This window comes from Aeromonas sp. NJAU223 (genome assembly GCF_051125555.1).
Lineage (GTDB): Bacteria > Pseudomonadota > Gammaproteobacteria > Enterobacterales > Aeromonadaceae > Aeromonas > Aeromonas veronii_G.
Genome location: NZ_CP144204.1, coordinates 3426799 through 3453079 on the forward strand (window position 1 = coordinate 3426799; position 26281 = coordinate 3453079).

Sequence of the window (26281 nt, forward strand, 5' to 3'; positions counted from 1 at the left end):
CCAGCTTTCAGGCGAAGGGCAGGCGATCGGCCACAAAGTCCATCAGGGTGCGCAGGGCCGGTGCCAGGTGTTCCCGGCTCGGGTAGATGAGATAGAAGGGGTTGGGGGGAATGGCCAAGTCCGGCAGAACCTTCTGCAGTCGCCCGGCCGCCAGATCCCCCCGGCAGACATGGTCAGGCAAGAGAGCGATGCCCCCGCCATGGAGGGCCAGCTCCCGCAGTGCCAGCAGGCTGTTGCTGATGCAGGCCCCCCGCACGCGCCATCCCCCTTCCTGCAGTGGCCATATCGGTAGCGCCGTGTGCACCAGACAGGCATGTAACCCCAGTTCAGAGAGCTGCTGCGGCGCCCCCCGTTCACCCAGATAGGCCGGCGCCGCCACCAGATGGCGTGCCACCTGACCGATGCGCCGGCAGATGAGGCTGGAATCCTTGAGAGGCGCCGCCCGCAGTGCCAGATCGTACCCCTCCCCCACCAGATCCAGTTGCTCGTCACTCAGGGTCAGCTCCAGCACCACATCCGGATAGAGGGCACGAAACTCCGCCAGGATCTTGCCGAGCAGCAGGGTGCCGGTCGCTTCCGGGGCTGTGATGCGCACCCGGCCAGCGGGGGCACTGCGCAGCCTCGCCATCGCCAGATTGGCGCTGCGGGCCAGCACCAGCAACCCCTTGCAATGCTCCACATAGAGCTCCCCTTGCGGCGTCAGGCTGAGTCTGCGGGTGGTGCGCTGCAGCAGCCGGACCCCGAGTTGGGACTCAAGGCGCGAGATCTTCTGGCTCACCGATGACTTGGGCATGTCGAGCAACTCCGCCGCCCGGGTGAAACTCCCCTGCTCGACCACGGTCGCAAACAAGCCCATCAATTCCAGTTCGACATTGTTCATATATACAAACAGTCTTTCCAAATTACTCGTCTTAATCTGGATAATCCACCGAGCTAGACTGCTTGGCAATCCCACTCATGCCGAATTGAAAGGAATAGCCATGAAAGCCATCGCCCTGACCCACTACCTGCCAAGCGATCACCCCCACTGCTTCATCGAGGCCGAACTCCCCACCCCGACGCCGGGCCCGCGGGATCTGCTGGTCAAGGTGAACGCCACCTCCATCAACCCGGTCGACACCAAGGTCCGCGCCCCCAAGGCCAAGGTGGAGTCCAGCCCCCGCGTGCTCGGCTGGGATGCGGTCGGGGAAGTGGTGGCCGTCGGCAGCGAAGTGACCCTGTTCAAGGCCGGCGACAGAGTCTGGTACGCCGGTGACATCAGCCGCCCGGGCAGCAACAGCGCCCTGCAACTGGTGGATGAGCGCATCGTCGCCCTGGCCCCGGCCTCGTTGACCGATCTGGAGGCCGCCGCCCTCCCCCTCACCGCCATCACCGCCTGGGAAGCCCTGTTCGAGCGTATTGGCCTGCATCGTGAAAGCGAAGGGCGCCTGCTCATCATCGGCGGCGCCGGCGGGGTAGGCTCCATCGCCATCCAGCTCGCCCGCCAGCTCACCAATATGGAGGTGATCGCCACCGCCTCCCGGCCAGAGACCCGGGCGTGGTGCCTCGCGCTGGGTGCCCATCAGGTGGTCAGCCACCACAACCTGCAAGGGGATCTTGCGGCGCTCGGCATCAGCCAGCTCGACGCCATCTTCTGCACCAACGCCACCGAACAACACTGGAATGCCATGGCAAGCCTCATTCGCCCCTTTGGCCACATCTGCACCATCGCCGAATCAAGCGAACCCTGGGACCTCGGTCTGCTCAAGTCCAAGAGCGTCACCTTCAGCCAGGAGTTCATGTTCACCCGCTCCCTGTTCCATACCCCGGACATGATCGAGCAACACAAGCTGCTGGGCCGGGTTGCGGCGCTGGTAGATGAAGGAGTGATCAAGACCACCCTCAGCAAGACCCTGCCCGCGCTGACGCCGACCAACCTGGCAAACGCCCACGCCGAGGTGGAGGCGGGCCGCATGGTGGGCAAGCTGGTGATCGATATGAGCCAGTTCGGCAACTAATCCCTTATAGGTAAAAAACTGCACCATGATGGGGTGACTTCACCAGTGACAAGCCCCATCAGTGCACAGCGCTCCCCGCACAGCCAACGATCATCACGCAGCTTCACCCCAAAAAAACATAAAAAAGGGGCCATCCCGTCGGGATGGCCCTAAATACCTGAACGTTGGGGGTAACAATCACACACACGTCCTTCTGCAGGACAGAGTAACCTTTGCAGCTAGCATGCCAAGTCGCCATTTCCCTGCAAAATTCACTGTTTTCCCCGCCATTTTCGTCCATTCAAAAAAAAGCCACCCGAAGGTGGCTGAAAAAGATGACGGAACTTTCATAGAGCAAAGCATTCAGCGGGAACAAGTTGCTTCCCGTCACCCAAGGAGGAATACATTAACCGTGCCAACTTGGCAGAGTGGTGTTCCTCCGGCCTGCACCATGGGCAAACCACGACAGCACAGACCCATGATGATAGAATCCCGCGGTTTCACATTTATGAAGAGTCGACCCCATGCCCTGGATACAAATTCGAATCAACGCCACCGCCAAGACGGCGGACAAGGTGAGCAACATGCTGCTGGGGCGTGGAGCCCAGGCGGTGACCTTTATGGATGCCAAGGATGTGCCCGTCTACGAACCCATGCCAGGCGAGACTCCGCTCTGGGGCGAGACCGAGGTGATGGGGCTGTTCGACGCCGAAACCGATCCTGCCCCCACCATCGCCTTCTTCCAGCAGATCTTCGGTGAAGATGTCGGCTACAAGGTCGAGCAGCTGGAAGACAAGGACTGGGTGCGGGAATGGATGGATCACTTCCACCCCATGCAGTTCGGCAAACGGCTCTGGATCTGCCCGAGCTGGCGCGACGTGCCCCATCCCGAGGCGGTCAACGTCATGCTGGATCCCGGCCTGGCGTTCGGTACCGGCACCCACCCCACCACGGCCCTCTGCCTGCAGTGGCTGGACGGACTGGATCTGGCCGGTAAAACCGTGGTCGACTTCGGTTGCGGCTCCGGCATCCTCGGCATCGCCGCCCTGAAACTGGGCGCCGCCCGGGTCATCGGCATCGACATCGATCCCCAGGCCATCCAGGCCAGCCATGACAACGCCGAGCGCAATGGCGTTGCCGGCCAGATTGAGCTCTACCTGCCGGCGGATCAGCCGCAAGGGGTGGAAGCGGACGTGGTGGTGGCCAACATCCTGGCCGGCCCCCTGCGCGAGCTCGCGCCGCTCATCGCAGGCCACGGCAAGCCCGGCAGCCTGATGGCCCTGTCCGGCGTGCTCGAGAGCCAGGCGCCTGAGCTGGAGACCATCTACGGCCAGTGGTTCGACATGGACCCGACCGCCGTGAAAGAGGAGTGGTGCCGCCTCTCCGGTCGCAAGCACGGCTAAGTCATACATGGCCGCGCACACAAGGGCACCTTCGGGTGCCCTTGTGGTTTCTACGTGCCTTGCGGCCCAGCCATTTCCAGCTGAAATGCCGGCCCTGAGCCCGGGCTCACGCTTCCTGGATGACGAAGGCAGTAAGATGGCACGCTTTGCACAAGCCATGCCCCCAAACGGGCGCATGGCTTGTGCCCAGCATCAACCGCCGCGACACGACAACAAGAGATGACCCATGAGTGACTACCAGAAGATGATCGCCAGCCAGCCCTATGACTGCATGGCGGCGGAGCTCGATGCCCTGCGCCGGGAGACGGCCCGGCTCTATCGCCGCTTCAACCGGGCCGATGAGGAGGACGAACAGCAGATCCTGCTGAAAGCACTGGTGGGCGAGCTGGCGGAGGGGGCCTTCATCTGCCCGCCGTTCTACTGCACCTATGGCCGCCATATCACCCTGGGCAAAGGCTCCTTCATCAACATGGGAGCCACGATACTGGACAATGCCCCGGTGCGTATCGGGGCCGGGGTCATGATTGGGCCGAACGTGCAGATCTATACCGCCGCCCATGCCCTGGAGGCCGATGAGCGCCTCAAGGGAGTGGAGACGGCGCTGCCGGTCACGGTCGAGGACAGGGTCTGGATAGGGGGCGGCGCCATCCTCCTGCCCGGCGTCACCATTGGGCGGGAAGCCATCGTCGGGGCGGGTTCGGTCGTGACCAAAGACGTGCCGGCCGGTGCCCGGGTGGTGGGCAATCCGGCCAGAATATTACCCGGGAAGAAAACACAACCCACCCCTTGAGTACGGGTTCAGCAGCGAGGCGATGACGGAGAGTCAGGGATGTAAAGCAGGGCCACCGCGACGCCGCAGCCCCAAATAAAAAATGAAGCCCAATGTCATCAAGACGTTGGGCTGTAAAAAGGTGCTACGGAATTGCGACTCTCATCGCAGAATATTAGAAGGGGTTACCTTCTAAACTGGCAGGAGGGATAATAACGGGGCGCAAACGTTTTACGTAGCGTAATCGACCAGGATTGAGAACAACCTCTCACTATTTGAAAAATTTCCGGCCAACCCCTTTCGCCCTCTTGGCAAACCCGCATTTATCAGTACAGCCTGACAAAACTGTCACCAAATAAAAAAGCCCTGATGTATCAGGGCTTTTTATCAAAAACAGGTCGTTAGAAGTGGCGTACGAAGTCGTCAATGGGCAGCTCGCGCAGCTTGCGAGCCTCCAGCATGGGAGTGCCCAGGTAGAGGAAGCCCACCAGCTGATCCCCCTCCGCCAGCCCGAGCCCTGCGTTGATCTGTTCGTCGAAGATGAACCAGCCCGAGCGCCAGATGCCGTTGAAGCCCTGGGCCTGCGCCGCCATCTGCATCGCCATCAGGGCGCAACCGGCAGAGAGCTCCTGCTCCAGCCTGGGCACCTTGGGATGAGCCTGATAACGGGTCGCCACCGCCACCAGCAGGGGCGCACGCAGCGGCGCGGCGCGGCTCTTCTCGATGCTCTCCTCATCCTCACCACGGGCACGGGCCGCCTGTGCCAGCAAACTGCCCAACCGCTCCCGCCCTTCCCCTTCGAACAGAATGAACTGCCAGGGGGTCAGGGTACCGTGATCCGGAGCCCGCAATCCCGCCTTGAGAATGTTGTCGAGCACCTCGCCGCTCGGGGCGGGTTCGGTCAAACGACCGCAGGAGTGACGGTTCAGTAACAGGTTGAGGGCATCCATGGGCAACTCCATTGTTCTGCGAAAAGTTCTGCGAAAGGGTCACAAAAACACAAGGTCATGATGGCGCTACCCTAGCACAGCGGGCTGGCAGCGCAAAGAGAGCCGACATGCCGTCTTTGGCCCGGATCCAATAGCATAAACCCCTGACAAGCAGGGGTTTATCACTATATCCATTGCATTTTGGATTAAATGACAGCAGCAAGCTCTGCCCCCTGACGGATGGCGCGCTTGGCGTCCAGCTCGGCGGCCACATCGGCCCCGCCGATGATGTGCACCGGCTTGCCCGCCGCCTGCAGGCCCGCCTGCAGCTCCCGCAAAGGCTCCTGCCCGGCGCAGATGATCACCTGATCCACCGGCAGGCACTGCGGCTGCCCGCCCACCTCGATGTGAAGCCCCTCGTCGTCGATACGCTGGTACTGCACCCCACTCAGCATCTGCACCTTGCGGTTCTTGAGCACGGTTCTGTGGATCCAGCCGGTGGTCTTGCCGAGGCCATCCCCCACCTTGCTCTCCTTGCGCTGGAGCAGCCAGATCTGGCGCTCGGGGGCGTCTATCTCGGGTTTCATCAGGCCGCCGCGCTCGCCGAGCCCCTTGTCGATGCCCCACTCCTTGAGCCAGTGGTCGCGGTGACGATCCGCATCCGCGGTCGACTGTTGATCCGCCCGTTTTTCCACCAGGAATTCCGCCACGTCAAAACCGATGCCACCGGCACCGATCACCGCCACCTTCTGGCCCACCGGCTTGCCGTCGCGCAGCACGTCGAGATAGCTCAGCACCTTGGGATGTTCGATCCCCGGGATATTGGGCGTACGCGGACGAATGCCGGTGGCGAGGATCACCTCGTCAAACCCGCCGCCAAGCAGGCTCTCGGCGCTCTGGCGCTGACCGAGATAGAGCTCGACGCCGCACTTCTCCAGCCGCCTGGCGAAGTAGCGCAGGGTCTCGTGGAACTCCTCCTTGCCCGGGATCTGCTTGGCGAAGTTGAACTGGCCGCCGATGGTCTGCGCCTGATCGAACAGGCTCACCTGATGACCGCGCTCGGCAGCGTAGCAGGCAAACGCGAGCCCGGCAGGGCCTGCCCCCACCACGGCGAGCTTCTTGGGCTGAGGCACCCGGCCGAAGGTGAGTTCGGTCTCGAAACAGGCCCTGGGGTTCACCAGGCAGGAGGCGCGCTTTTGCTTGAACACATGGTCGAGGCAAGCCTGGTTGCAGGCGATGCAAGTGTTGATCTCGTCCGCCCTGTCCTCCGCCGCCTTGATGACGAACTCGGGATCCGCCAGGAAGGGGCGCGCCATGGAGACCATGTCGGCCTCCCCTGCTGCCAGGATGCGCTCCGCCACCTCCGGGGTGTTGATGCGGTTGGTGGTGATGAGGGGTACCTTGAGATGCTTTTTCAGCTCGGCGGTGACCCAGCTGAAGGCACCCCGCGGCACACTGGTGGCGATGGTGGGGATGCGCGCCTCGTGCCAGCCGATGCCGGTGTTGATGAGGGTCACCCCCGCCTGCTCCAGCGCCTGGCCCAAGGCGATCACCTCCTCCAGGGAGGACCCCTTCTCCACCAGATCCAGCATGGAGAGACGGAAGATGATGATGAAATCGGTGCCCACTCGCTCGCGAATGGCCCGCACGATGGCCAGCGGGAAGCGCATGCGCTTCTCGGCACTGCCGCCCCACTCATCGGTGCGCTGGTTGGTGCGCTCACAGATGAACTGGTTGATGAGATACCCCTCCGAACCCATCACTTCCACCCCGTCGTAACCGGCGGCCCTGGCCAGGGCGGCGGTGGCGGCGAAGTCGCGGATGGTGCCCCGGATCTGGCGCTCGCTCATGGGGCGAGGCTTGAACGGAGAGATGGGGGCCTTGAGGGCGCTCGGCGCCAGGCTGAAAGGGTGGTAGGCGTAGCGGCCCGCATGGAGGATCTGCAGCGCTATCTTGCCCCCCTCCTGATGGACGGCAGCGGTCACCTTCTTGTGCTTGGCCACCTGCCAGGGGAAGCTGAGCTGGGAGCCGTGAGGCACCAGCCTGCCCCGCAGGTTGGGGGCGATGCCACCGGTGACGATGAGGCCGACGCCCCCCCGTGCCCGTTCGGCATAGAAGGCGGCCAACTTGTCAAAGCCCCCCTTCTCCTCCTCGAGGCCGGTGTGCATGGAGCCCATCAGCACTCTGTTGCGAAGCTGGGTAAACCCGAGGTCAAGGGGGGTCAGCAGGGTCGGATAGCGGCTCACAAAGCCTCCAGTTAATTTTTTGTTATCAAATTGAGGCTAGAGTAAAGAATCGAATATCCTTTTTCAAACAAATGTTTGGACATTTTTTCGGCGAACAGGCGTGTTGCGAAGGGCCAGGGCAGGAGTGCCCCCCAAGCGGAAATGGCAATTGGCGGGACAAGTGGTTAATAATGGCCTCTCTCTTCCGATCAACAGGGCGATAACGGGACTATGTCTATTTTCAAGGGTCTGGGATGGCTGTTTCGCAGCCTCTGGCGTCTGCTCAATTTCACCCGGCTGATGCTGGTCAACCTCGTCTTCATCATCGTCGTGCTGGCCATCGTCTTCGCCTTTAGCCAGAAAGAGGCGCCCACTCCCCCCATCGAAGGGGCGCTCACCCTCAATCTCTCCGGCGTGCTGGTGGAACAGCGCACCCAGACCGACCCCACGGTACAGTTGCTGCGCCAAGTGGACAGCAGCGACGATCAGCCGAGCGAGATAGTGCTGTCGGATCTGCTGTGGGCCATCAGGAGCGCCAAGGATGACGATCGCATCAAGGCGCTGGTGATCAAGCCCCAGGGGCTGCAGGGGGCCAACTTCTCCAAGCTGCAGGAGGTGACCGACGCCATCGACGAATTCAAGGAGAGCGGCAAGCCGGTCATCGCCATGGCGGATTACTACAATCAGGGCCCCTACCTGCTGGCCGCCCACGCCGATCACGTGCTGCTCAACCAGAGCGGCGCCGTGCTGATCGAGGGGCTCGGGGTCTATCAGACCTACTTCAAGTCAGCCCTGGAAAAACTTAACGTCACGCCGCACGTGTTCAAGGTCGGCACCTACAAGTCCTTCGTCGAGCCCTACACCCGGGACGAGATGTCCCCCGAGAGCAAGATGGCGAACCAGCGCTGGCTGGATCAGCTGTGGCTCTCCTACGTGAATGACGTGGCTGCCGAGCGGGAGATCGAACCCGATGCCGTCGCCCCGGGCAAGGATCAGTTCCTCAGCCTGCTGCGCGCATCCGGCGGCAATGCCGCCAACTATGCCCTCGAGAACGGCCTGGTGGATCAGCTCGCCACCCGTGACGAGATGACCCAGGCGGTCATCAAGGAGGTGGGGGAAGCCGAGGATCACGGCTGGAAGGGCGTGGGCCTGAAAGAGTATCTGGCCGCCATTCCCGAGCAATATCCCCAGAGCGGCAAGGATGAGGTGGGCCTCATCACCGCCAGCGGCGCCATCATGGACGGCGTTCAGCCCGCCGGCACCATAGGGGGCGACAGCCTCTCCGATCTGCTGGCCGATGCCCGCCGCGACGACAAGGTGAAGGCCGTGGTCTTGCGGGTCGACAGCCCGGGGGGCAGCGCCTTCGCCGCCGAGCAGATCCGCGCCGAGCTGCTGGCCCTGAAACAGGCCGGCAAGCCGGTGGTCATCTCCATGGGCAGCTACGCCGCCTCCGGTGGTTACTGGATCTCCGCCGATGCGGACAAGATCTTCGCCTCCCCCACCACCCTCACCGGCTCCATCGGGGTGTTCGGCATGTTTGCCACCATCGACAAGGCGCTCTCCCAGTACGGAGTCCATACCGATGGCGTCGGCACCACCGATTTCGTCGGTGTCGGCCTGACCCGGGCCCTGCCGGAGCACGTCGGTCAGGCCATCCAGCTCGGGGTGGAAGATACCTACCAGCGCTTCGTCGGCTTGGTCAGCAAGGGCCGTGGCCTGAGCCCGGAAGAGGCCGAGAAGGCGGCCGAAGGTCGGGTCTGGACCGGTCAGGATGCCAAGGATCTGGGGCTGGTGGACGAGTTTGGCAACCTGGATGACGCCCTCAAGGCGGCCGCCAGTCTCGCCAATCTCAAGAGCTGGCAGGTGACCCCCATCGAGCAGGAAGAGTCCGCTCGGGACAAGTTCCTACGAGAGCTGTTCGACAGCAGCGCCCAGGTGTTGACCCCCTATGCACAGAGCAAGATGCAGAGCTGGCTGCCCGCCGGTGTTGGCAAGGTGCTGGTCGAGGTGAACAAGAGCCTCGACCCCCTGGTTCGCTTCAACGACCCCCAGGGCACCTATGCCTTCTGTCCGGTCTGCACGCTCTAGGGTCATTAAACCCGCCCGGCGTACATGCAGCCGCAAAACAAAAAACCGCCCGAGGGCGGTTTTTTCATGGCAAGGACATCACCTTCAATCCAGCAGGCCGGCGTCGAACCACTGTTGCAGCTGAGCCAGCACCCGGGTTTCGCGCACCGTCCACTGGGGACAGGGACCCGCCAGCTGGGTCTTGTTGGTCTGCAGCGCCTCATCCAGGGCGAACCAGCCGGGGGTGAAACCGAGGCGCACCTCGTAGGGCTGGGGGCGGGGCTCGCTCCAGGCATCCCCCAGCTGGCAGAGGTAGTAAAAGGAGTGAATGCAGTAGGCGTCATACTCCGCCTCGCGGGCCGGACGGTACTCCCGGGTCTGTCCAAGCAGGGCCCCCACAGTCCCGAGCTCGGCGCCGCACTCCTCCCTCAGCTCCCGGGCCAGCGCCTTCTGATGGCACTCCCCCGCCTCTATGCCCCCACCCGGGAACATGAGATCGCCATTGACCCGGGAGTGCACCATCAATAACTCGTCGCCCCGCAGCACCACGGCCCGCACCGTGGTGCGCTCCAGTACCCGGCCGTCACTTCGGGCCTGGCCATGCAGCAGACGGATGTCGAAGGGCTCGCCCCAGTGAGGCGGCGGGGGGATCAGGGGATCCATCATGGCCGATACTCCCCGAGCCTGAGTTGCTGGACGATGGCGGCTGCCGCCTTGTCCCAGGACTCCTGCTCCCCCTTGCTGATGTTGTGGTAGAGGGCGAGGCGGCTGGCGGAGACCTCGTTTTCCTGCTGGAACGCCTCGCTCACCTTGCCCCACTGATAAGCCAGACCGAACTCCTTCTGGCCCATGTAGAGGGTACTGAGAGAGGTGAGGATGCGGCTGTTGATCTCGTCCCCCTCACCGTAGAGAGAGAGGGCGTGGTGCATCAGGGCGATGGCTTTGTGCGGTTCACGCCTGGCATAGACCCCTCCGAGGGCCAGTTGCAGCTCGGGCTCCTCCAGCTCAGGCGTCCCTTCCAGCGTGAGGAAGCTGGCACGGGCGGCCGGATTGGTATTGTTAGTCCAGTGCCAGAGCAGCAGGTAGGGATCCCGGGAAGCCAGGGTCTGCCTGTCCAGCTGTTCCAACTGGCTGCCGGCGGCCAGCATGCCCTCCACCCGTGGGCTCTTCTGCTCTTTGGCCCGCTTGTATTCAAGGTTGGTGGAGTGCTCGGCGCACTGCAGATACCCTTCGAGGCTTCGCATCAGGGCGTACTTGCGCCTGTCGGTCTGCTCCCCCTGCAGGTAGTAACGTGCCCGGATCACGTCGCTGCGCTCATAGCGGCACCAACCATCGTCCACCAGATCCGCACACAGCTGGGGATGATTGGCGCAGATGTTGTGGATCTTGTCGTCGTCACAGGCCGCCAGCGTCAGGACACAGGAGAGGGCAAGCAGGGAGGGGCGCAGTGGAGAAATGGTCATGGTTCCCATCAAGTCGGTAACAATCAGCACTCGCGTCGGACACCGCCAACTAGCAAACGAGCTACATATCCATTACAATGCGCGCGCCTTATAAGGCCGCGACTGCAGAATAATATAACGAAACCATCAGCCCTACACTGATCTGCATTCGACGGATTTCATTTTGCCCCGGCAATTTGCTTCAACAACGTGAAATAAAGGATCTGGTTAATGACCCACGAGCACTACTTGCAGGCGTGGCAGGAGAGCCAGGAGCTCGCCGAAGCCATGCAACCCTTGATCGGTCGCCTCTACCGCCAACAGGGGATAGAGATCACCATCTTTGGACGCCCCCTGCAAAACGCCTCCACCATCGACATCCTCAAGGCCCATCGGGTCGTTCGCCGCCATCAGGGCGCCCCGCTCCCCATCCAGCAAAGCTTCCCCCTGTTGTGCGCCATCGTCGCACTCAATCCCGTCGCGGCCGAAGTGGATCTCGGCAAGCTGGCGGTGGGTTACTGGCAGGATCATGAGGATGAGTCCGGCATCGAGGATTACCTGCGTGCCAAGCTGGCACCGGCTCTGAGCCAGGGCGCCGTGCCCGCTCCCACCGATGTGGTGCTCTACGGCTTTGGCCGCATCGGCCGCCTGCTGGCCCGATTGCTCATCGAGCGCACCGGCGCCGCCAACTCCCTGCGTCTGCGCGCCATCGTCGTGCGCGGCGGGCGGGAGGGGGATCTGGAAAAGCGCGCCAGCCTGCTACGCCGCGATTCCGTCCACGGCCCCTTCAACGGATCCATCGAGGTGGATCTGGAGCGCAGCGCCATCATCGCCAACGGCACCTTCATCCAGGTGATCTACGCAAACAGCCCGGCGGACATCGACTACACCGCTCATGGCATCCAGAACGCCCTCATCGTCGACAACACCGGCGTCTGGCGTGACGAAGCGGGTCTGAGCGAACACCTCAAGGCCCGTGGTGCCGCCCGGGTACTGCTGACCGCTCCCGGTAAGGGGGAGATGAAGAACGTGGTGTTCGGGGTCAACCACGAGGTCATCGGCCCGGATGACAAGATAGTCTCCGCCGCCTCCTGCACCACCAACGCCATCACCCCGGTGCTCAAGGTGATGCAGGACAAGTACGGCATTCGCCACGGCCACGTGGAGACGGTGCACTCCTACACCAACGATCAGAACCTGATCGACAACTATCACAAGGGGGAGCGGCGCGGTCGCAGCGCCGCCCTCAACATGGTGATGACCAGCACCGGTGCCGCCAAGGCGGTGGCCAAGGCGCTGCCCGAACTCAAGGGCAAGCTGACCGGCAACGCCATCCGGGTACCGACCCCCAATGTGTCCCTGGCCATCATCAACCTGTCGCTGGAACAAACCACTGACCGGGAGAGCCTCAACGCCTATCTGCAACAGATGGCCCTGAGCTCGGCCCTGCATCGCCAGATAGACTTCAGCGCCAGCACCGAGCTGGTCTCCTCCGACATGGTCGGCTCCCGCTTTGCGGGCATAGTGGACTCCCAGGCCACCATCGCCGAGGAAGATCACTGCGTGCTGTACGTATGGTATGACAACGAGTTCGGGTACAGTTGTCAGGTAGTGCGGGTGATGGAACAGATGGCCGGCGTAGTCCGTCAGGACTTACCGGCGTAGTCCGTCAGGACTTATCCGTACAGTCCGCCAGGATCTGCCCGCCAGATCCCCTCATGGCTCAACGTTTTCAAGGAGAAGCCGGATGTCGTTTCAACAGGTGATAGGGCAGATGCCCAGGGAAGTGTACGAGCGGCTCAAGACCGCGGTCGAGCTCGGCAAATGGCCCGATGGCCAGCCCCTCACCGAGGAGCAGAAGGCCACCTCGCTGCAGGCGGTGATGGCCTGGCAGGCGATGCACCTTGCAAACCCCGAGCACATGAACATAGGGGCGGACGGCGAGATCGTGATGAAGAGCAAGAGCGAGCTCAAGCGTCAGTATCGTGATGAGGAAGAGATAGTCCGTATCAATCCTCATCACTGATGCGTTGAGCGCAGGTGCGCGCTCAGGCTCGCACGCCATCGCAAAGAGGGGAGCCATCGCGGCTCCCCTCTTTTTTCCTCTCTATCCGCAAGGTGAGGTTATTCCCCTCATCCCCACCCCTTCTCCCGCAAGGGGAGAAGGGAGCAGAGCGGCTGCCTGCGCTGAGTGCATTGACACCCTGCCAGCGCTCGCCATGACGAGCCTGGCTGCCAACAGCCACTCGCTCTATCCCCTCTCCCCCTGGGAGAGGGCCAGGGGGAGGGCACTCCTCAGGGAGTCAGCTCACCACGCAGAGACTGCTGCATCAGCTCGCGGATGCGCGGGGCCGGCAAGTCCTGGCTCAGCAGGAAGTGCAGCTTGGTGAGGGCCGCCTCGGCGGTCATGTCAAAGCCCGAGATGACCCCGGCGCGGGAGAGTGCATTGCCGGTGGCATAACCCCCCATGTTGACCTTGCCGTGCAGACACTGGCTCAGGTTGACGATGATGACGCCGCGGGCCGACGCTTCGGAGAGCAGCGCCAGCATGGCCGGGTTCTGCGGCGCATTGCCCACCCCGAAGGAGAGCAGGATCAGCGCCCGCACCGGCTGCTGCAGGATATTGGCGATCACCTCAGCCGAGATACCGGGGTAGAGGGTCACCACGCCGATGGGCTGGGGGGTGATGTCATGCAGCACCAAGGACCGCTCGGACGGCACACCCAGCTCCCCCGCCTCCAGGGAGATGGCGATACCGGCATTGAGCAACGGCGGGTAGTTCGGCGAGTCGAAGGCGTGGAAGCCGTCCGCGTGTACCTTCTTGCTGCGGTTGCCGCGATAGAGCTGGTTGTTGAAAAACAGCGTCACCTCGTGGATCGGGTAGTTGGCCGCGATATAGAGGGCGTTGAGCAGATTCTGCTGGCCATCCGAGCGCAGCTCGGCCAGCGGGATCTGGGAGCCCGTGATGATCACCGGCTTGTGCAAGTCTTCCAGCATGAAGGAGAGCGCCGAGGCGGTGAACGACATGGTGTCGGTACCGTGCAGGATCACGAAGCCATCGTACTTGTCGTAGTTGTCGCGGATATCTTCGGCGATGCGCTGCCAGTCCGCCGGCGTCATGTCGGAGGAGTCGATGAGGGGATCGTATTCGTGAATGTGGTAGGACGGCATCTCGGGTCGATGAAACTCGGGCATCCGTGCCAGACAGTCTTCCATAAAGCCCGCCATCGGCACATAGCCGTGATCGGAACGCTGCATCCCTATGGTGCCGCCTGTGTAGGCGATGTAGATAGACTTCTTCACACCCTCTCCTCTCGTTGACCGAAAACCGGCAAATCCTGAATCACAGTCTCCCGCACTCCGCCATGTCCTGCGGATGGGAGGCCGGCGAATTATAAAGACTGGGCGCCCAAATGACAGCCGCGACATCACGATTCCTGGTCGAAATGAGACATTCGGCGATAGTTTTAAATGTCGAAAAAACATACATAAACCACCATTAATCTGATGAACATGGATATAAGTGGTGCTTTTTGCTACTATCCGCCGGATTTTTCCTAAATCTCACCTGGATACCTGAACTAAACAGGTGACCACAGACCCCATTTTTACGTGGGATGGGAGCCCTGGCCCCCTCTTGAACTGGCCCCTGAGCCACACTGTCTTTATCCCGGCTGAATCTGTGCGTCTTTCTCGCCAAAGACACGGCCAATCAACATGGGAGAACCGAATGATACAATTTGATTCCTACACCACTCTGGTCGCTGCCACCCTGGTGTTGCTGCTCGGTCGCCTGCTGGTGAACCGGGTAAGCTTCCTGCGAACCTTCAACATTCCCAAACCGGTCGCAGGCGGTCTGGTGGTCGCGCTGGTCCTGCTGCTGCTGCGCGCCGGCATGGGGATGGAGCTGCAATTTGACACCACCCTGCAGACGCCGCTGATGCTGACCTTCTTCGCCTCCATCGGCCTCTCCGCCGATCTGGGCAGCCTCAAACGCGGCGGCAAGGCGGTGATCACCTTCCTGTTGGTGGTCACCGGCCTGCTGCTGGTGCAGAACACCCTGGGGGTCGGCCTCGCCACCCTGCTCGGTCTGGATCCCCACATGGGGCTGCTGGCCGGCTCCATCACCCTCTCCGGCGGCCACGGTACCGGCGCGGCCTGGGGTTCCATCTTCACCGAGAAATACGGCGTACAGTCCGCCGCCGAGCTCGCCATCGCCTGTGCCACCTTCGGCCTGGTGCTGGGTGGCCTCATCGGCGGCCCGGTCGCCCGCTACCTGGTGAAGAAGGTGCAGGTGCCCGGTGAAGAGCACAACCGCGACGACGCCCCCCAGGGCTTCGAGATGCCGGACATGGAGCGCCCCCTCACCCCCTTCAGCGTGATCGAGACCCTGGCCCTCATCGCCATCAGCCTCAAGGGGGGGGAGATGTTTTCTCTCTATCTCAAGGGCAGCGCCCTCGAGCTGCCGGTGTTCGTCTGCGTGCTGTTCGTCGGCGTGCTGCTGCGCAACCTGCTGACCCTGTTCAACTGGCACGAAGTGAGCGATCGGGAGGTCTCCCTGCTCGGCAACGTCAGCCTCTCCCTGTTCCTCGCCATGGCGCTGATGAGCCTCAAGCTGTGGGATCTGGCTAGCCTGGCCCTGCCCATCTTCCTGCTGCTGGCCGCCCAGACGGTGGCGATGGCGCTCTACGCCATCTTCGTCACCTTCCGGGTCATGGGCAGCAACTATGACGCGGCCGTGCTGGCGGCGGGACACTGCGGCTTCGGCCTCGGTGCCACCCCGACCGCCATCGCCAACATGCAGGCCATCACCCAGCGTTTTGGCCCCTCCCACCTGGCCTTCCTGGTGGTACCCATGGTCGGTGCCTTCTTCATCGACATCATCAACGCCATGGTGATCAAGCTGTTCCTCGCCCTGCCCTTCCTGTAAGACGAAGACGCCAGACGACAAGACGAAGAGCCCACCTGATGGTGGGCTCTTTGCTTTCTGGCTGTCGCCAAGGGCGGGACCCGGTGGATGTGCAATCGGCTTATCTCGCGCTGCAAAACGCCTTATACCCTCTCCCCTGATGAAACACACACGGTGGGCTCCCGCGACCGGCCAATAAAAAGCCCCGCACAAGAGTGCAGGGCTTTGGTGTTGTGTGGCTGTCGATATGACCGTCACTTGGTCCTTAGAGGATAAAGGTCGCCACCTGCTGGTTCAGGTTGGTGGCACGACCCTTGAGGCCCTGGGCCTGATCCAGGTCGCGCATGGCGGCGGCGGTGATCTCGTCGCTCACGTCCTTGATGGCGGTGGTGTTCTGGGTGATCTCCCCGGTCACCTGGGTCTGCTCCTCGGCGGCGGTGGCGATCTGGCCCGCCATGTCGGAAATCAGCGATACCGCCTGGGTGATCTCTTCAAGCGCGGCAGCGGCGGCATCGGCATCCTTCACGCTGTTGTCCGCCAGCCCCTGGCTGGTCTGCATCAGGCTCACCGCCCGGGCCGTGGTCTGTTGCAGGGTCTCGATGGTGGCCTGGATCTCCTGGGTGGAGTCCTGGGTGCGGCGCGACAGCACCCGCACCTCGTCCGCCACCACGGCGAAGCCGCGACCCTGTTCACCGGCCCGGGCCGCTTCGATGGCCGCGTTCAGCGCCAGCAGGTTGGTCTGCTCGGCGATGCCCTGGATGGTGGAGAGAATGCCGGAGATGGCCTGGGCATGGCGGCTCAGCTCGCCGATGACACCGGTGGCCTGACCCACCTCTTCCGCCAGGTTGTTGATGGAGGCACGGGTCTGGTTCACCAGCGTCTTGCCCTGCTCACTGCTCTGGGCGGATTGCTGGGCGGCGGCGGCGGTGTTCTCGGCGTTGCCGGCGATCTCCATGGTGGCGCTCGCCATCTCGGTGACGGCGGTGGCGACCATGGTCACCTCCTGCTGCTGGCGCTGCAGCTCTTCCACCGCGGCCTGGTTGGTCACCAGACTGCGTTCGGCATCGGCGTTCAGCTCGTTGGCCAGCTGGCGGATGTTGCCGATCAGCTGATGCTGGCTGCCGACGAAGCGGTTGAAGCTGCCCGCCAGCTGCCCCACCTCGTCGTTGGCGTCGATCTTGATGCGCTGGGTCAGATCGCCGTTACCGTCGGCAATGCGGGCCAGGGCCTGGGAGACCTTGCCGAGCGGCCCGAGCAGCAGGCTGACCAGCCAGGAGATAGCGAGGATGCTGCCCACCAGCACCAGCAGGGCCAGGCCGAGCTGGGTCAGCAGCAGGGAGGAGAGCGGCGCCTCCAGAGTGGCCTTGTCCAGCACCAGCACCAGCTCCCAGTCGGTGTTCGGAATGTCCACCGCCCACAGCAGCTTGTCACGGCCCTCGGTATCGAAGTAGGCAGGCTCCAGCTGGTTGCTGCTCTTGCTCTGCTCGATCAGGGCATTGGTCAGGTCGTTGTCTATCTCGCTCGCCGGCTTCATCGCCTTGGCGGCGTCTTTATAGGCGATGACGGTGCCGTCCTTGTGCATCAGGATGGCGAAGCCGTCTGCCGGCAGGGCCATCTTGGTGACATCCTCCACCAGGGATGCGATGGAGAGGTCACCGCCGACCACGCCACCTTGAGCCGGCTGGGCCAGGGTCACCACCATGACGTTGTAGGCCACGTCCAGGTACGGCTTGGTCACCACCATGCCCCCCTTGCCCATGGCTTCCTGATACCAGCCGCGGGAGCGGGGATCATAGCCATCACGATTGATGGAAGGATCGGAGTCGTGCATCTTGCCGCTGCCCTCACCGAAATAGGTGAGCTGGAAACGGCCGGAGACCTGGGCCTGTTGCAGGGCGTTGAGGGGCTCGGGGCCGGCCTTGTTGCCGAGCGCCTGAATGACGTCACGGCGGGCGGCGAGCCAGTCGCTGATCCGTTCCGCCTGCTGGCTGCCGAGGCGCTGCACCTGCTCCTGACTGCCTTGCAGCAGCAGGGACTTCTGACTGGTATAGCTCTGCCAGGAGAGCAGCAGGATCACCAGCGACAGGGCGATGACCACAGACAACAGTATCTTCTGTTTGAGTGAGAGGTTCTTCATCGTGCTTCTTCTTGTTGGTCGGGAACAGGATTGCTCGGCGTGGGCATGGCCCTCTTGCATGCCGATCAATAGCGGCCAGTGGGCTCAAAACTGAAGCGACAAATGCCGTCGCCGGCGATATTTTCCCCTGAAACCTTGCCGATAGCATCAGAAATCGCGACGGGATGGCGCGCCGGGGCAGCCAACCCTGTCTATTCCTTCCACAATTGGCTAGAATGTCCCGTTTTTAAATCACATCGACCTCGAGAGTTTTCACGATGTTTGAAGTCAATCCTGTATTAAACAAGCTTAAGGAGCTGTCTGAGAGGACCGAGCTGCTTAGGGGGTACCTTTGACTATGACGCCAAGAAAGAGCGTCTAGAAGAGGTCAACGCCGAGCTGGAACAGCCGGACGTCTGGAACGAGCCGGAGCGCGCACAGGCGCTCGGCAAAGAGCGCGTGGCGCTGGAAAACGTGGTCGGCACCATCGATACCCTGACCCAGGGCGTCGATGACGTTGAGATGCTGGTGAGCCTGGCGGTCGAGGGGGAGGACGAAGAGACCTTCAACGAAGCCATCGTCGAGGCCGACGAGCTGGAAGCCAAGCTGGTCGAGCTGGAATTCCGCCGCATGTTCTCCGGTCAGCACGACGGTTCCGACTGCTACATCGACATCCAGTCCGGTTCCGGCGGTACCGAGGCCCAGGACTGGGCCAACATGGTGCTGCGCATGTACCTGCGCTGGGGCGATGCCCACGGCTACAAGCCCGAGCTCATCGAATGTTCCGAAGGGGACGTGGCCGGCATCAAGTCCGCCACCGTCAAATTCACCGGCGAATACGCATTCGGCTGGCTGCGCACCGAGACTGGCGTGCATCGTCTGGTTCGCAAGTCGCCCTTCGACTCCGGTGGCCGCCGCCACACCTCGTTCTGCTCCGTGTTCGTCTATCCCGAGATCGATGATGACATCGAGATCGACATCAACCCGGCGGATCTTCGCATCGACGTTTACCGCGCCTCCGGTGCCGGTGGTCAGCACGTCAACCGGACCGAGTCCGCGGTGCGTATCACCCACGTCCCGACCGGCGTCGTGGTGCAGTGCCAGAACGACCGTTCCCAGCACAAGAACAAAGATCAGTGTATGAAGCAGCTGAAGGCCAAGCTCTATGAGCTGGAAATTCAGAAGCAGAATGCCGAGAAGCAAGCGCTCGAAGAGACCAAGTCAGATATCGGCTGGGGTAGCCAGATCCGCTCCTATGTACTGGATGATTCCCGTATCAAGGATCTGCGTACCGGCGTCGAGACCCGCAACACCCAATCGGTGCTTGACGGCGACTTGGACAAGTTTATTGAAGCCAGCCTGAAATCAGGCCTGTAAATAAAGCAGCAGGAATCACCATGTCTGAACAAACCACCACTCCGGAAATCGACCAGACTCTCGACCTCAACAACGAGATGCTTGAGCGTCGTTCCAAGCTGGCCGCCCTGCGCGCCCAGGGCAATCCCTTCCCCAACGACTTCCGTCGTGACAGCCTGTCCGGCGATCTGCATGCCGAGTTTGGCGACAAGAGCGCCGACGAGCTGGCGGCCCTGGGTAAACGGGTGAAGATTGCCGGTCGCATCATGACCCGCCGGATCATGGGCAAGGCATCCTTCGCGACCCTGCAGGACATGGCTGGCAAGATCCAGGTCTACGTCACCCGTGACGACCTGCCGGAAGGCTTCTACAACGAGCAGTTCAAGAAATGGGATCTGGGTGACATCGTCGGCGTGGAAGGAACCCTGTTCCGCACCAACACCGGTGAGCTCTCCGTTCATGTTTCCGACATCCGTCTGCTGACCAAGGCACTGCGTCCGCTGCCCGAGAAGCACAAGGGTCTGACCGATCAGGAAGCCCGCTGCCGTCAGCGCTACCTGGATCTCATCGCCAACGAAGAGTCCCGCAAGACCTTCATGATCCGCACCCAGGTGGTCGCCGGCATCCGCAAGTTCTTCAACGAGAAGCGCTTCATGGAAGTGGAAACCCCCATGATGCAGGTCATCCCGGGTGGTGCCTCAGCGCGTCCGTTCGTCACTCACCACAATGCGCTGGACATCGACATGTACCTGCGTATCGCCCCCGAGCTCTATCTGAAGCGTCTGGTGGTCGGTGGTTTCGAGCGCGTGTACGAGATCAACCGCAACTTCCGTAACGAAGGCATCTCGGTGCGTCACAACCCCGAGTTCACCATGATCGAGTTCTATATGGCCTATGCCGATTACATCGATCTGATGGATCTCACCGAGGAGCTGCTGCGCACCCTGGCCCAGGACATCCTGGGTGACACCAAGATCCGTTACGCCAAAGAGGGCGAAGAGGGCCTGACCATCGATTTCGGTCAGCCGTTCCAGCGCCTCACCATGGTCGAGTCCATCCTGAAGTTCAACCCGGATGTGACCCTGGATGATCTGGCCACCCTGGAGAGCGCCAAGGCCGTCGCCAAGCGCCTGCACATCGAGCTGATGAAGGGCTGGGAGCTGGGTCACGTGATCACCGCCATCTTCGAAGAGACCGTGGAGCACATGCTGCTGCAACCGACCTTCATCACCGAGTACCCGGCTGCCGTCTCCCCGCTGGCCCGCCGCAACGACGTGAACCCGGACGTGACCGACCGCTTCGAATTCTTCATCGGCGGCCGCGAGCTGGCCAACGGCTTCTCCGAGCTGAACGATGCGGAAGATCAGGCCAAGCGCTTCCAGGATCAGGTGGATCAGAAAGCCGCTGGTGACGACGAAGCCATGTTCTACGACGCTGACTTCGTCACCGCGCTGGAACACGGTCTGCCGCCCACTGCCGGTCAGGGCATCGGTATCGACCGTCTGGTCATGCTGTTCACCAACAGCCACACCATTCGCGACGTCATCCTGTTCCCGGCCCTGCGTCCGCAGAAGTAAACGCTGCCAAAAGGCACATGCAACTGCAGCCTTGACTGCCTTGCAGCGATATCAAAACGCCCCGCTACTGCGGGGCGTTTTTTTATGGTGTTTTGTATTGGCAAATACGTCTCGAAAAAAGGCTGGTGCAAGCGAGCGCCTATGCGTGCGAAGGCAGCAACCACTCCCCTAGCCACAGAGTCAGTCCCTGACCCGCCATCCGCACCCTGTCCCCCTGCAGGGAGAGGCGAAGCTCGCCGCCCCGCGCCGAGATCTGGCGGGCCTTGAGCTCCGTCTTGCCGAGCCGCTCGGCCCAGAACGGCACCAGGGCACAGTGGTTGGAGCCGGTGACCGGATCCTCGTCTACCCCGACCCAGGGGGCGAAGTAGCGGGAGACGAAGTCATCCTCCCCACTGCTGGAAGGCGCCGTGACCATCAGGCCGCGCCCCGGCAAGGCGCGCAGGGCGTGGAAGTCCGGTTTGAGCGCCCGCACCTCCTCCTCGCAGCCCAGCTCCAGCAGGAACTTGGCCCCGGCGGCCAGGGTCTGCAGCGGCTGGCAGCCGAGGGCGGCGGCATAGGCGGGATCAAGCGCAAGAGGCGAGAGCGGGATGCGCGGGAAGTCGAGCCAGATCCAGTTCCCTTCCCGCGCCGCGGTCAGGACACCGCTGCTGGTCTCGAAACGCAGCGCCTCGTCAGGCTGTGCCAACCCGGCCTCCCAGAGCACGTGGGCCGCCGCCAGGGTACCGTGACCGCAGAGATCCACCTCCACTTTGGGAGTAAACCAGCGCAGCCGGTAGTGAGCGTTTCCTAACGGGGTGAGGAAGGCGGTCTCCGAGAGATTGAACTCGGCGGCCATGGTTTGCAGCTCGGCATCGGGGTGCGCGTCCCCCAGCACCACCACGGCCGGGTTGCCGCCGAAGGGGCGAGCACTGAAGGCGTTGACGTGAAACAATCTGGTCATGAATATCCCCGTGAGGCAGCAAGAAGGCATGGTCGAGGGCCTTTATACCACGGGTCAAGGGGCCCCAGCGCCGGATCCCGACTTTATAAATTCACAAATCGCATAAAGAAGATATTTTTATTCTTTGTTGTTATTCACCACAGCCCTTACCCTGACCAAAAATCAGACCATGGAAGACGTGTGTGATGCAATTGACAGCCCCCATACCCAACATCAGCCCCCTCTCTGACGAGCAACAGCGACAGCTGAACCAGGTTCTCACCACCCTCAACACCCAGCAACTGGCCTGGGTGAGCGGCTATCTCTACGGCCTCTCCCAATCCGGCCAGCAACCGGTGGCCACCGTTGCCGCCGGCGCAGCCCCGGGTGGCAGCCTGACCATTCTCTATGGTTCCCAGACCGGCAACGCCAAGGGCGCGGCGGCGGCCATCCAGAAACAGGCGCAGGCGCTGGGCCTGCCGGTGACTCTCATCTCCATGGCGGACTACAAACCCAAGCAGCTCAAGAAAGAGAGCCACCTGCTGGTGGTAGTGAGCACTTACGGGGAGGGTGAACCGCCGGAAGCGGCGGTCGATCTGTTCGAGCAGCTCAAGAAGGGCAAGATTGGCAAACTGGAGGGGCTCAAGTTCGCGGTGCTGGGTCTGGGTGACAGCTCCTACGAGTTCTTCTGCCAGACCGGCAAGGACTTCGACGGCTTCCTGTCAAAAGCGGGGGCCGAGCGCATTCATGAACTCGCCAGCCTTGACGTGGATTACCAGGAGGCCGCCAAGGCCTGGGGCGAGCAGGCGGTCAATGCCGTCGCCGCCACGCTCTCTGCTGGCGGATCTGCCGGAGCCACCACAGTGGCGGGGGCCGTGCAGTCGGCCGTCGGCCACAGCCAGTACCACAAGGAGAACCCCTTCCCGGCCCGGCTCTCGGTCAACCAGAAGGTCACCGGCCGCGATTCCACCAAGGATATCCGCCATATCGAGATCAACTTGGAAGAGTCCGGCCTCACCTATCAGCCCGGGGATGCCCTCGGCATCTGGTTCGACAACGATGCCGCCCTGGTCGCCGAAGTGCTGGCCCTGACCGGCCTCTCCGGCGACGAACCCAGCCCCCATGGCAGCCTGCGAGAGGCGTTGACTCGCCACTTCGAGCTGACCCGGCTGCACGGCGGCTTTATCACGGGTCTTGCCGAGCTGACCGACAACGCGGCGCTCAAAGATCTGGCCGGCGACAAGGCCCAGGTCAACGCCCTGGTCGCCTCCGCTCAGGTGGTGGATGTGCTGAAACGCTTCCCGGCCAAGCTCGGCGCCGATCAGCTCACCGGCCTGTTGCGCCCCCTCACCCCCCGCCTCTACTCCATCGCCTCCGCCCAGAGCGAGGTGGAAGAGGAGGTGCATCTGACCGTCGGCGTGGTGCGCTACCCGCAAGAAGATGGCACTGTGCGCTCCGGCGGCGCCTCCTCCTATCTGGCAGACAGATTGGCGGAAGAGGCCGAGGTACGGGTGTTCGTGGAGCACAACGACAACTTCCGCCTGCCGCACAACCCGGACACCCCCGTCATCATGGTGGGCCCGGGCACCGGCATCGCCCCCTTCCGCGCCTTCATGCAGGAGCGGGAAGCCCAGGGTGCAGAGGGCAAGAACTGGCTCTTCTTCGGCAACCCGCACTTCACCCAGGACTTCCTCTATCAGGTGGAGTGGCAGCGCTATGTGAAATCCGGCCTGCTGTCGAAGATTTCCCTGGCATTCAGCCGGGATCAGGCTCACAAGATCTATGTGCAGGACAGACTCCGCGAAGCGGGCCTTGAGCTTTACCAGTGGCTCGAGGCCGGCGCCCACTTCTATGTGTGTGGCGACGCCAACCACATGGCCAAGGATGTGCAGCAAGCGCTGCTGGATGTGATTGCCGAACACGGCCACAAGAGTCGTGAGGAAGCAGAAGAGTATTTGAGCGAATTGCGTCGTGCCAAACGTTATCAAAGGGATGTCTATTGATGAGCAAACAAGCTATTCCGGGACCGGTAGAAGGACCGCTTTCCGACAACGAACGCCTCAAGCGCGAGAGCAACTTCCTGCGCGGCACCATAGAGCAGGATCTGCAGGATCCCCTCACCGGCGGCTTCAACGGCGACAACTTCCAGCTGATCCGTTTCCACGGCATGTATCAACAGGATGACCGCGACATCCGCCCGGAGCGCGCCGCCCAGAAGCTCGAACCCCTGCACAACGTCATGCTGCGGGCCCGCTTGCCTGGCGGCATCATCACTCCGGCCCAGTGGCAGGTGATCGACAAGTTTGCCGAAGAGCACAGCCTCTACGGCAGCATCCGCCTCACCACTCGCCAGACCTTCCAGTTCCACGGGGTATTGAAGCGCGACATCAAACTGATGCACCAGACCCTCAACGGCACCGGCATCGACTCCATCGCCACCGCCGGGGATGTGAACCGCAACGTGCTCTGCACCAGCAACCCGGTGGAGTCCGAGCTGCATCAGGAGGCCTACGAGTGGGCCAAGCAGATCTCCGAACACCTGCTGCCCAAGACCCGCGCCTACGTGGAGATCTGGCTGGACGGCGAGAAGCTGGACGGCGATGAGGAGCCGATCCTCGGCTCCAACTACCTGCCGCGCAAATTCAAGACGACCGTGGTGATCCCGCCCCACAACGACATCGACGTGCACGCCAACGATCTGAACTTCGTTGCCATCGCCGACGGCGGCAAGCTGGTGGGCTTCAACGTGCTGGTCGGCGGCGGACTCGCCATGACCCACGGCGACACCAGCACCTACCCGCGCAAGGCGAGCGACTTTGGCTTCATCCCCCTCTCTCACGTGCTGGAGGTGGCGGCCGCCGTGGTCAGCACCCAGCGTGACTGGGGCAACCGGGTCAACCGCAAGAACGCCAAGACCAAGTACACCCTCGAACGCGTCGGGGTCGAGGCCTTCAAGGCCGAGGTGGAGAGCCGCGCCGGCATCGCCTTCGCCCCGAGCCGTCCCTATGAGTTCACCAGCCGTGGCGACCGCTTCGGCTGGGTGGAAGGGATCGACGGCAAGCACCACCTGACCCTGTTCATCGAGAATGGCCGCCTGCTGGACTTCCCGGGCAAGCCGCTCAAGACCGGCATGCTGGAGATCGCCAAGGTCCATCAGGGGGACTTCCGCCTGACCGCCAACCAGAACCTCATCATCGCCGGCGTGCCTGCCAAGGAGAAGGCCCGCATCGAGAAGCTGGCCCGCCAGTACGGCCTGCTGGATGACGGCGTGAGCGAGCAGCGCAAGCAGTCCATGGCCTGCGTGGCCCTGCCCACCTGCCCGCTGGCCATGGCCGAGGCCGAGCGCATGCTGCCGGCCTTCGTCACCGACATCGAAGGGCTGCTGACCAAGCATGGACTGGCGGATGACGCCATCATCTTCCGGGTCACCGGCTGCCCCAACGGCTGTGGCCGCGCCATGCTGGCGGAGGTGGGTCTGGTGGGCAAGGCGCCGGGTCGCTACAACCTGCACCTGGGCGGCAACCTGGAAGGGACGCGGATCCCGCGCCTGCACCTTGAGAACATCACCGAGCCGCAGATCCTGGCGGAGCTCGACAGCCTGATCGGCCGCTGGGCCGCCGAGCGCAACCAGAACGAGTGCTTCGGCGACTTCGTGATCCGGGTGGGAGTCATCGCCCCCGTCATCGATTCCGCGAGGGACTTCTATGCAGCCTGATATCACCGATAACGTGCTGCCGACGCGCACCGCCGACGGGCGGCTCGATCTGCAAGCCCTGCTGGCCCTCGGCCGAGAAGAGCAGGCCGAGGCGCTGGCCCCCCTGAACCGGGCGCTGGACGCCATGAGCGCCCCCGAGCGGGTGCGCTGGGCCCTAGCCAACCTGCCTGGGGAACACGTGCTGTCATCGAGCTTCGGCATTCAGGCGGCACTGATGCTGCACCTGGTGAGCCAGGCGCGAGGCGATGTGCCTGTGGTGCTCACCGACACAGGTTATCTCTTCCCGGAGACCTACCGCTTCATCGACGAGCTGACCGAGCGCCTCGCCCTCAACCTCAAGATCTACCGGGCCGCCCTCTCACCGGCCTGGCAGGAGGCACGCTTCGGCCTCTTGTGGGAGCAGGGGGTGGAGGGGATCACCCGCTACAACCAGCTCAACAAGGTCGAACCCATGGACCGCGCCCTGCAGGAGCTCGGCGCCCAGACCTGGTTCTCCGGCCTTCGCCGGGAGCAGTCCGGCAGCCGTGGCAAGCTGCCGGTGCTCGGTATCCAGCGCGGCCGCTTCAAGTTCCTGCCGGTCATCGACTGGAGCAACAAGGACGTCTTCTACTACTTCAAGGAGTTCGACCTGCCCTATCACCCCCTCTGGGATCAGGGCTACCTCTCCGTCGGCGATGTGCACACCACCACCAAGTGGGAGCCGGGCATGAGCGAGGAGCAGACCCGCTTCTTCGGCCTCAAGCGCGAGTGCGGCCTGCACGAGGAAAACGGCGAGAACGACGGCTCCGGGATCTGATCCCACCAATCTGCGTCCATAAAAAAACGCCCGGCATCGCCGGGCGTTTTGCTTGTCATGAATGGGCAGGTGTCAGCCTGCC

Annotated in this window: 20 protein-coding genes; 12 read left to right on the top strand and 8 right to left on the bottom strand. The window is 62.7% G+C overall.

The features are described 5' to 3' along the window. Window positions 1-7: 7 nt before the first annotated feature. A complete protein-coding gene (locus tag VZC39_RS15560) occupies window positions 8-880 on the bottom strand; it encodes a LysR family transcriptional regulator (protein WP_349919230.1) in 873 nt (290 codons plus the stop codon). 100 nt (window positions 881-980) lie between these two features. On the opposite strand from VZC39_RS15560, the gene VZC39_RS15565 reads away from it, so the two are divergent. The 3 genes from VZC39_RS15565 to VZC39_RS15575 all read left to right on the top strand — a co-directional run bounded on the left by VZC39_RS15565 (window position 981) and on the right by VZC39_RS15575 (window position 4169). After that, entirely contained in the window at window positions 981-1997 is a 1017-nt protein-coding gene (locus tag VZC39_RS15565; protein ID WP_434663706.1) for a zinc-binding alcohol dehydrogenase family protein, read from the top strand. Window positions 1998-2500: 503 nt separating this feature from the next. Next, the gene (gene prmA / locus VZC39_RS15570) at window positions 2501-3379 is read left to right on the top strand and encodes a 50S ribosomal protein L11 methyltransferase (protein WP_349919233.1); all 879 of its coding nucleotides are present in this window, start codon (window positions 2501-2503) and stop codon (window positions 3377-3379) included. 226 nt (window positions 3380-3605) lie between these two features. Further along, on the top strand, window positions 3606-4169 hold the full coding sequence (locus VZC39_RS15575) for a sugar O-acetyltransferase (protein WP_349919234.1): 564 nt from the start codon (window positions 3606-3608) through the stop codon (window positions 4167-4169). A gap of 380 nt (window positions 4170-4549) precedes the next feature. Here VZC39_RS15575 and VZC39_RS15580 read toward each other — a convergent pair whose 3' ends face one another. Both VZC39_RS15580 and VZC39_RS15585 read right to left on the bottom strand, forming a co-directional pair. Continuing rightward, entirely contained in the window at window positions 4550-5098 is a 549-nt protein-coding gene (locus VZC39_RS15580) for an NAD(P)H nitroreductase (protein WP_349919235.1), read from the bottom strand. A gap of 185 nt (window positions 5099-5283) precedes the next feature. Continuing rightward, a complete protein-coding gene (locus VZC39_RS15585) occupies window positions 5284-7323 on the bottom strand; it encodes an NADPH-dependent 2,4-dienoyl-CoA reductase (protein WP_349919236.1) in 2040 nt (679 codons plus the stop codon). 210 nt (window positions 7324-7533) lie between these two features. On the opposite strand from VZC39_RS15585, the gene sppA reads away from it, so the two are divergent. Then, window positions 7534-9390 carry a signal peptide peptidase SppA gene (gene sppA, locus VZC39_RS15590; RefSeq protein WP_434663710.1) on the top strand — a complete coding sequence of 619 codons (1857 nt, stop codon included), beginning with the start codon at window positions 7534-7536 and terminating at the stop codon, window positions 9388-9390. 84 nt (window positions 9391-9474) lie between these two features. On the opposite strand, the gene VZC39_RS15595 is transcribed toward sppA, so the two are convergent. Together VZC39_RS15595 and VZC39_RS15600 are read right to left on the bottom strand one after the other, a co-directional pair. Then, window positions 9475-10032 carry an NUDIX domain-containing protein gene (locus VZC39_RS15595; protein ID WP_349922526.1) on the bottom strand — a complete coding sequence of 186 codons (558 nt, stop codon included), beginning with the start codon at window positions 10030-10032 and terminating at the stop codon, window positions 9475-9477. Further along, complete coding sequence (locus VZC39_RS15600) at window positions 10032-10832, bottom strand: DUF2989 domain-containing protein (RefSeq protein ID WP_434663713.1); 801 nt, start codon at window positions 10830-10832, stop codon at window positions 10032-10034. Before VZC39_RS15600 ends, VZC39_RS15595 begins: the two co-directional genes overlap by 1 nt. 210 nt (window positions 10833-11042) lie before the next feature. Here VZC39_RS15600 and VZC39_RS15605 point away from each other — a divergent pair, with 210 nt between their 5' ends. Further along, window positions 11043-12476 carry a glyceraldehyde-3-phosphate dehydrogenase gene (locus VZC39_RS15605; RefSeq protein WP_434663715.1) on the top strand — a complete coding sequence of 478 codons (1434 nt, stop codon included), beginning with the start codon at window positions 11043-11045 and terminating at the stop codon, window positions 12474-12476. Window positions 12477-12558: 82 nt separating this feature from the next. Further along, entirely contained in the window at window positions 12559-12837 is a 279-nt protein-coding gene (locus VZC39_RS15610) for a YeaC family protein (protein WP_349919243.1), read from the top strand. A 269-nt stretch (window positions 12838-13106) separates the two neighbouring features. Here the strand turns inward: VZC39_RS15610 and ansA are convergent, their stop codons facing one another. Further along, on the bottom strand, window positions 13107-14114 hold the full coding sequence (ansA, locus tag VZC39_RS15615; RefSeq protein ID WP_434663718.1) for an asparaginase: 1008 nt from the start codon (window positions 14112-14114) through the stop codon (window positions 13107-13109). A 427-nt stretch (window positions 14115-14541) separates the two neighbouring features. Between ansA and gltS the strand changes: the two genes are divergently transcribed. Continuing rightward, entirely contained in the window at window positions 14542-15741 is a 1200-nt protein-coding gene (gene gltS, locus VZC39_RS15620) for a sodium/glutamate symporter (protein WP_434663720.1), read from the top strand. Window positions 15742-15985: 244 nt separating this feature from the next. Here the strand turns inward: gltS and VZC39_RS15625 are convergent, their stop codons facing one another. After that, complete coding sequence (locus VZC39_RS15625) at window positions 15986-17857, bottom strand: methyl-accepting chemotaxis protein (RefSeq protein WP_434663723.1); 1872 nt, start codon at window positions 17855-17857, stop codon at window positions 15986-15988. 257 nt (window positions 17858-18114) lie between these two features. On the opposite strand from VZC39_RS15625, the gene prfB reads away from it, so the two are divergent. Then, window positions 18115-19213 (top strand): peptide chain release factor 2 gene (gene prfB, locus VZC39_RS15630; RefSeq protein WP_349919248.1). Its coding sequence is split into 2 segments (ribosomal slippage): window positions 18115-18189 and window positions 18191-19213, totalling 1098 coding nucleotides; the frame shifts between segments, so codons are not numbered across the junction. Window positions 19214-19233: 20 nt separating this feature from the next. Further along, complete coding sequence (gene lysS, locus VZC39_RS15635; RefSeq protein ID WP_434476157.1) at window positions 19234-20769, top strand: lysine--tRNA ligase; 1536 nt, start codon at window positions 19234-19236, stop codon at window positions 20767-20769. Between the two features lie 139 nt (window positions 20770-20908). On the opposite strand, the gene VZC39_RS15640 is transcribed toward lysS, so the two are convergent. Continuing rightward, the gene (locus VZC39_RS15640; RefSeq protein WP_434663726.1) at window positions 20909-21709 is read right to left on the bottom strand and encodes a PhzF family phenazine biosynthesis protein; all 801 of its coding nucleotides are present in this window, start codon (window positions 21707-21709) and stop codon (window positions 20909-20911) included. A 185-nt stretch (window positions 21710-21894) separates the two neighbouring features. Here VZC39_RS15640 and VZC39_RS15645 point away from each other — a divergent pair, with 185 nt between their 5' ends. Genes VZC39_RS15645 through VZC39_RS15655 form a run of 3 tightly spaced genes read left to right on the top strand, consistent with a single transcriptional unit; the run spans window position 21895 to window position 26199 of the window. Next, window positions 21895-23691 carry an assimilatory sulfite reductase (NADPH) flavoprotein subunit gene (locus tag VZC39_RS15645; protein WP_349922532.1) on the top strand — a complete coding sequence of 599 codons (1797 nt, stop codon included), beginning with the start codon at window positions 21895-21897 and terminating at the stop codon, window positions 23689-23691. Beyond that, the gene (gene cysI / locus VZC39_RS15650) at window positions 23691-25403 is read left to right on the top strand and encodes an assimilatory sulfite reductase (NADPH) hemoprotein subunit (RefSeq protein WP_434663728.1); all 1713 of its coding nucleotides are present in this window, start codon (window positions 23691-23693) and stop codon (window positions 25401-25403) included. The genes VZC39_RS15645 and cysI overlap by 1 nt, the downstream gene beginning before the upstream one ends. Next, window positions 25393-26199: a phosphoadenylyl-sulfate reductase gene (locus VZC39_RS15655; protein WP_434663730.1), complete on the top strand. Its 807-nt coding sequence runs from the start codon at window positions 25393-25395 to the stop codon at window positions 26197-26199. The genes cysI and VZC39_RS15655 overlap by 11 nt, the downstream gene beginning before the upstream one ends. Window positions 26200-26281: the final 82 nt, after the last annotated feature.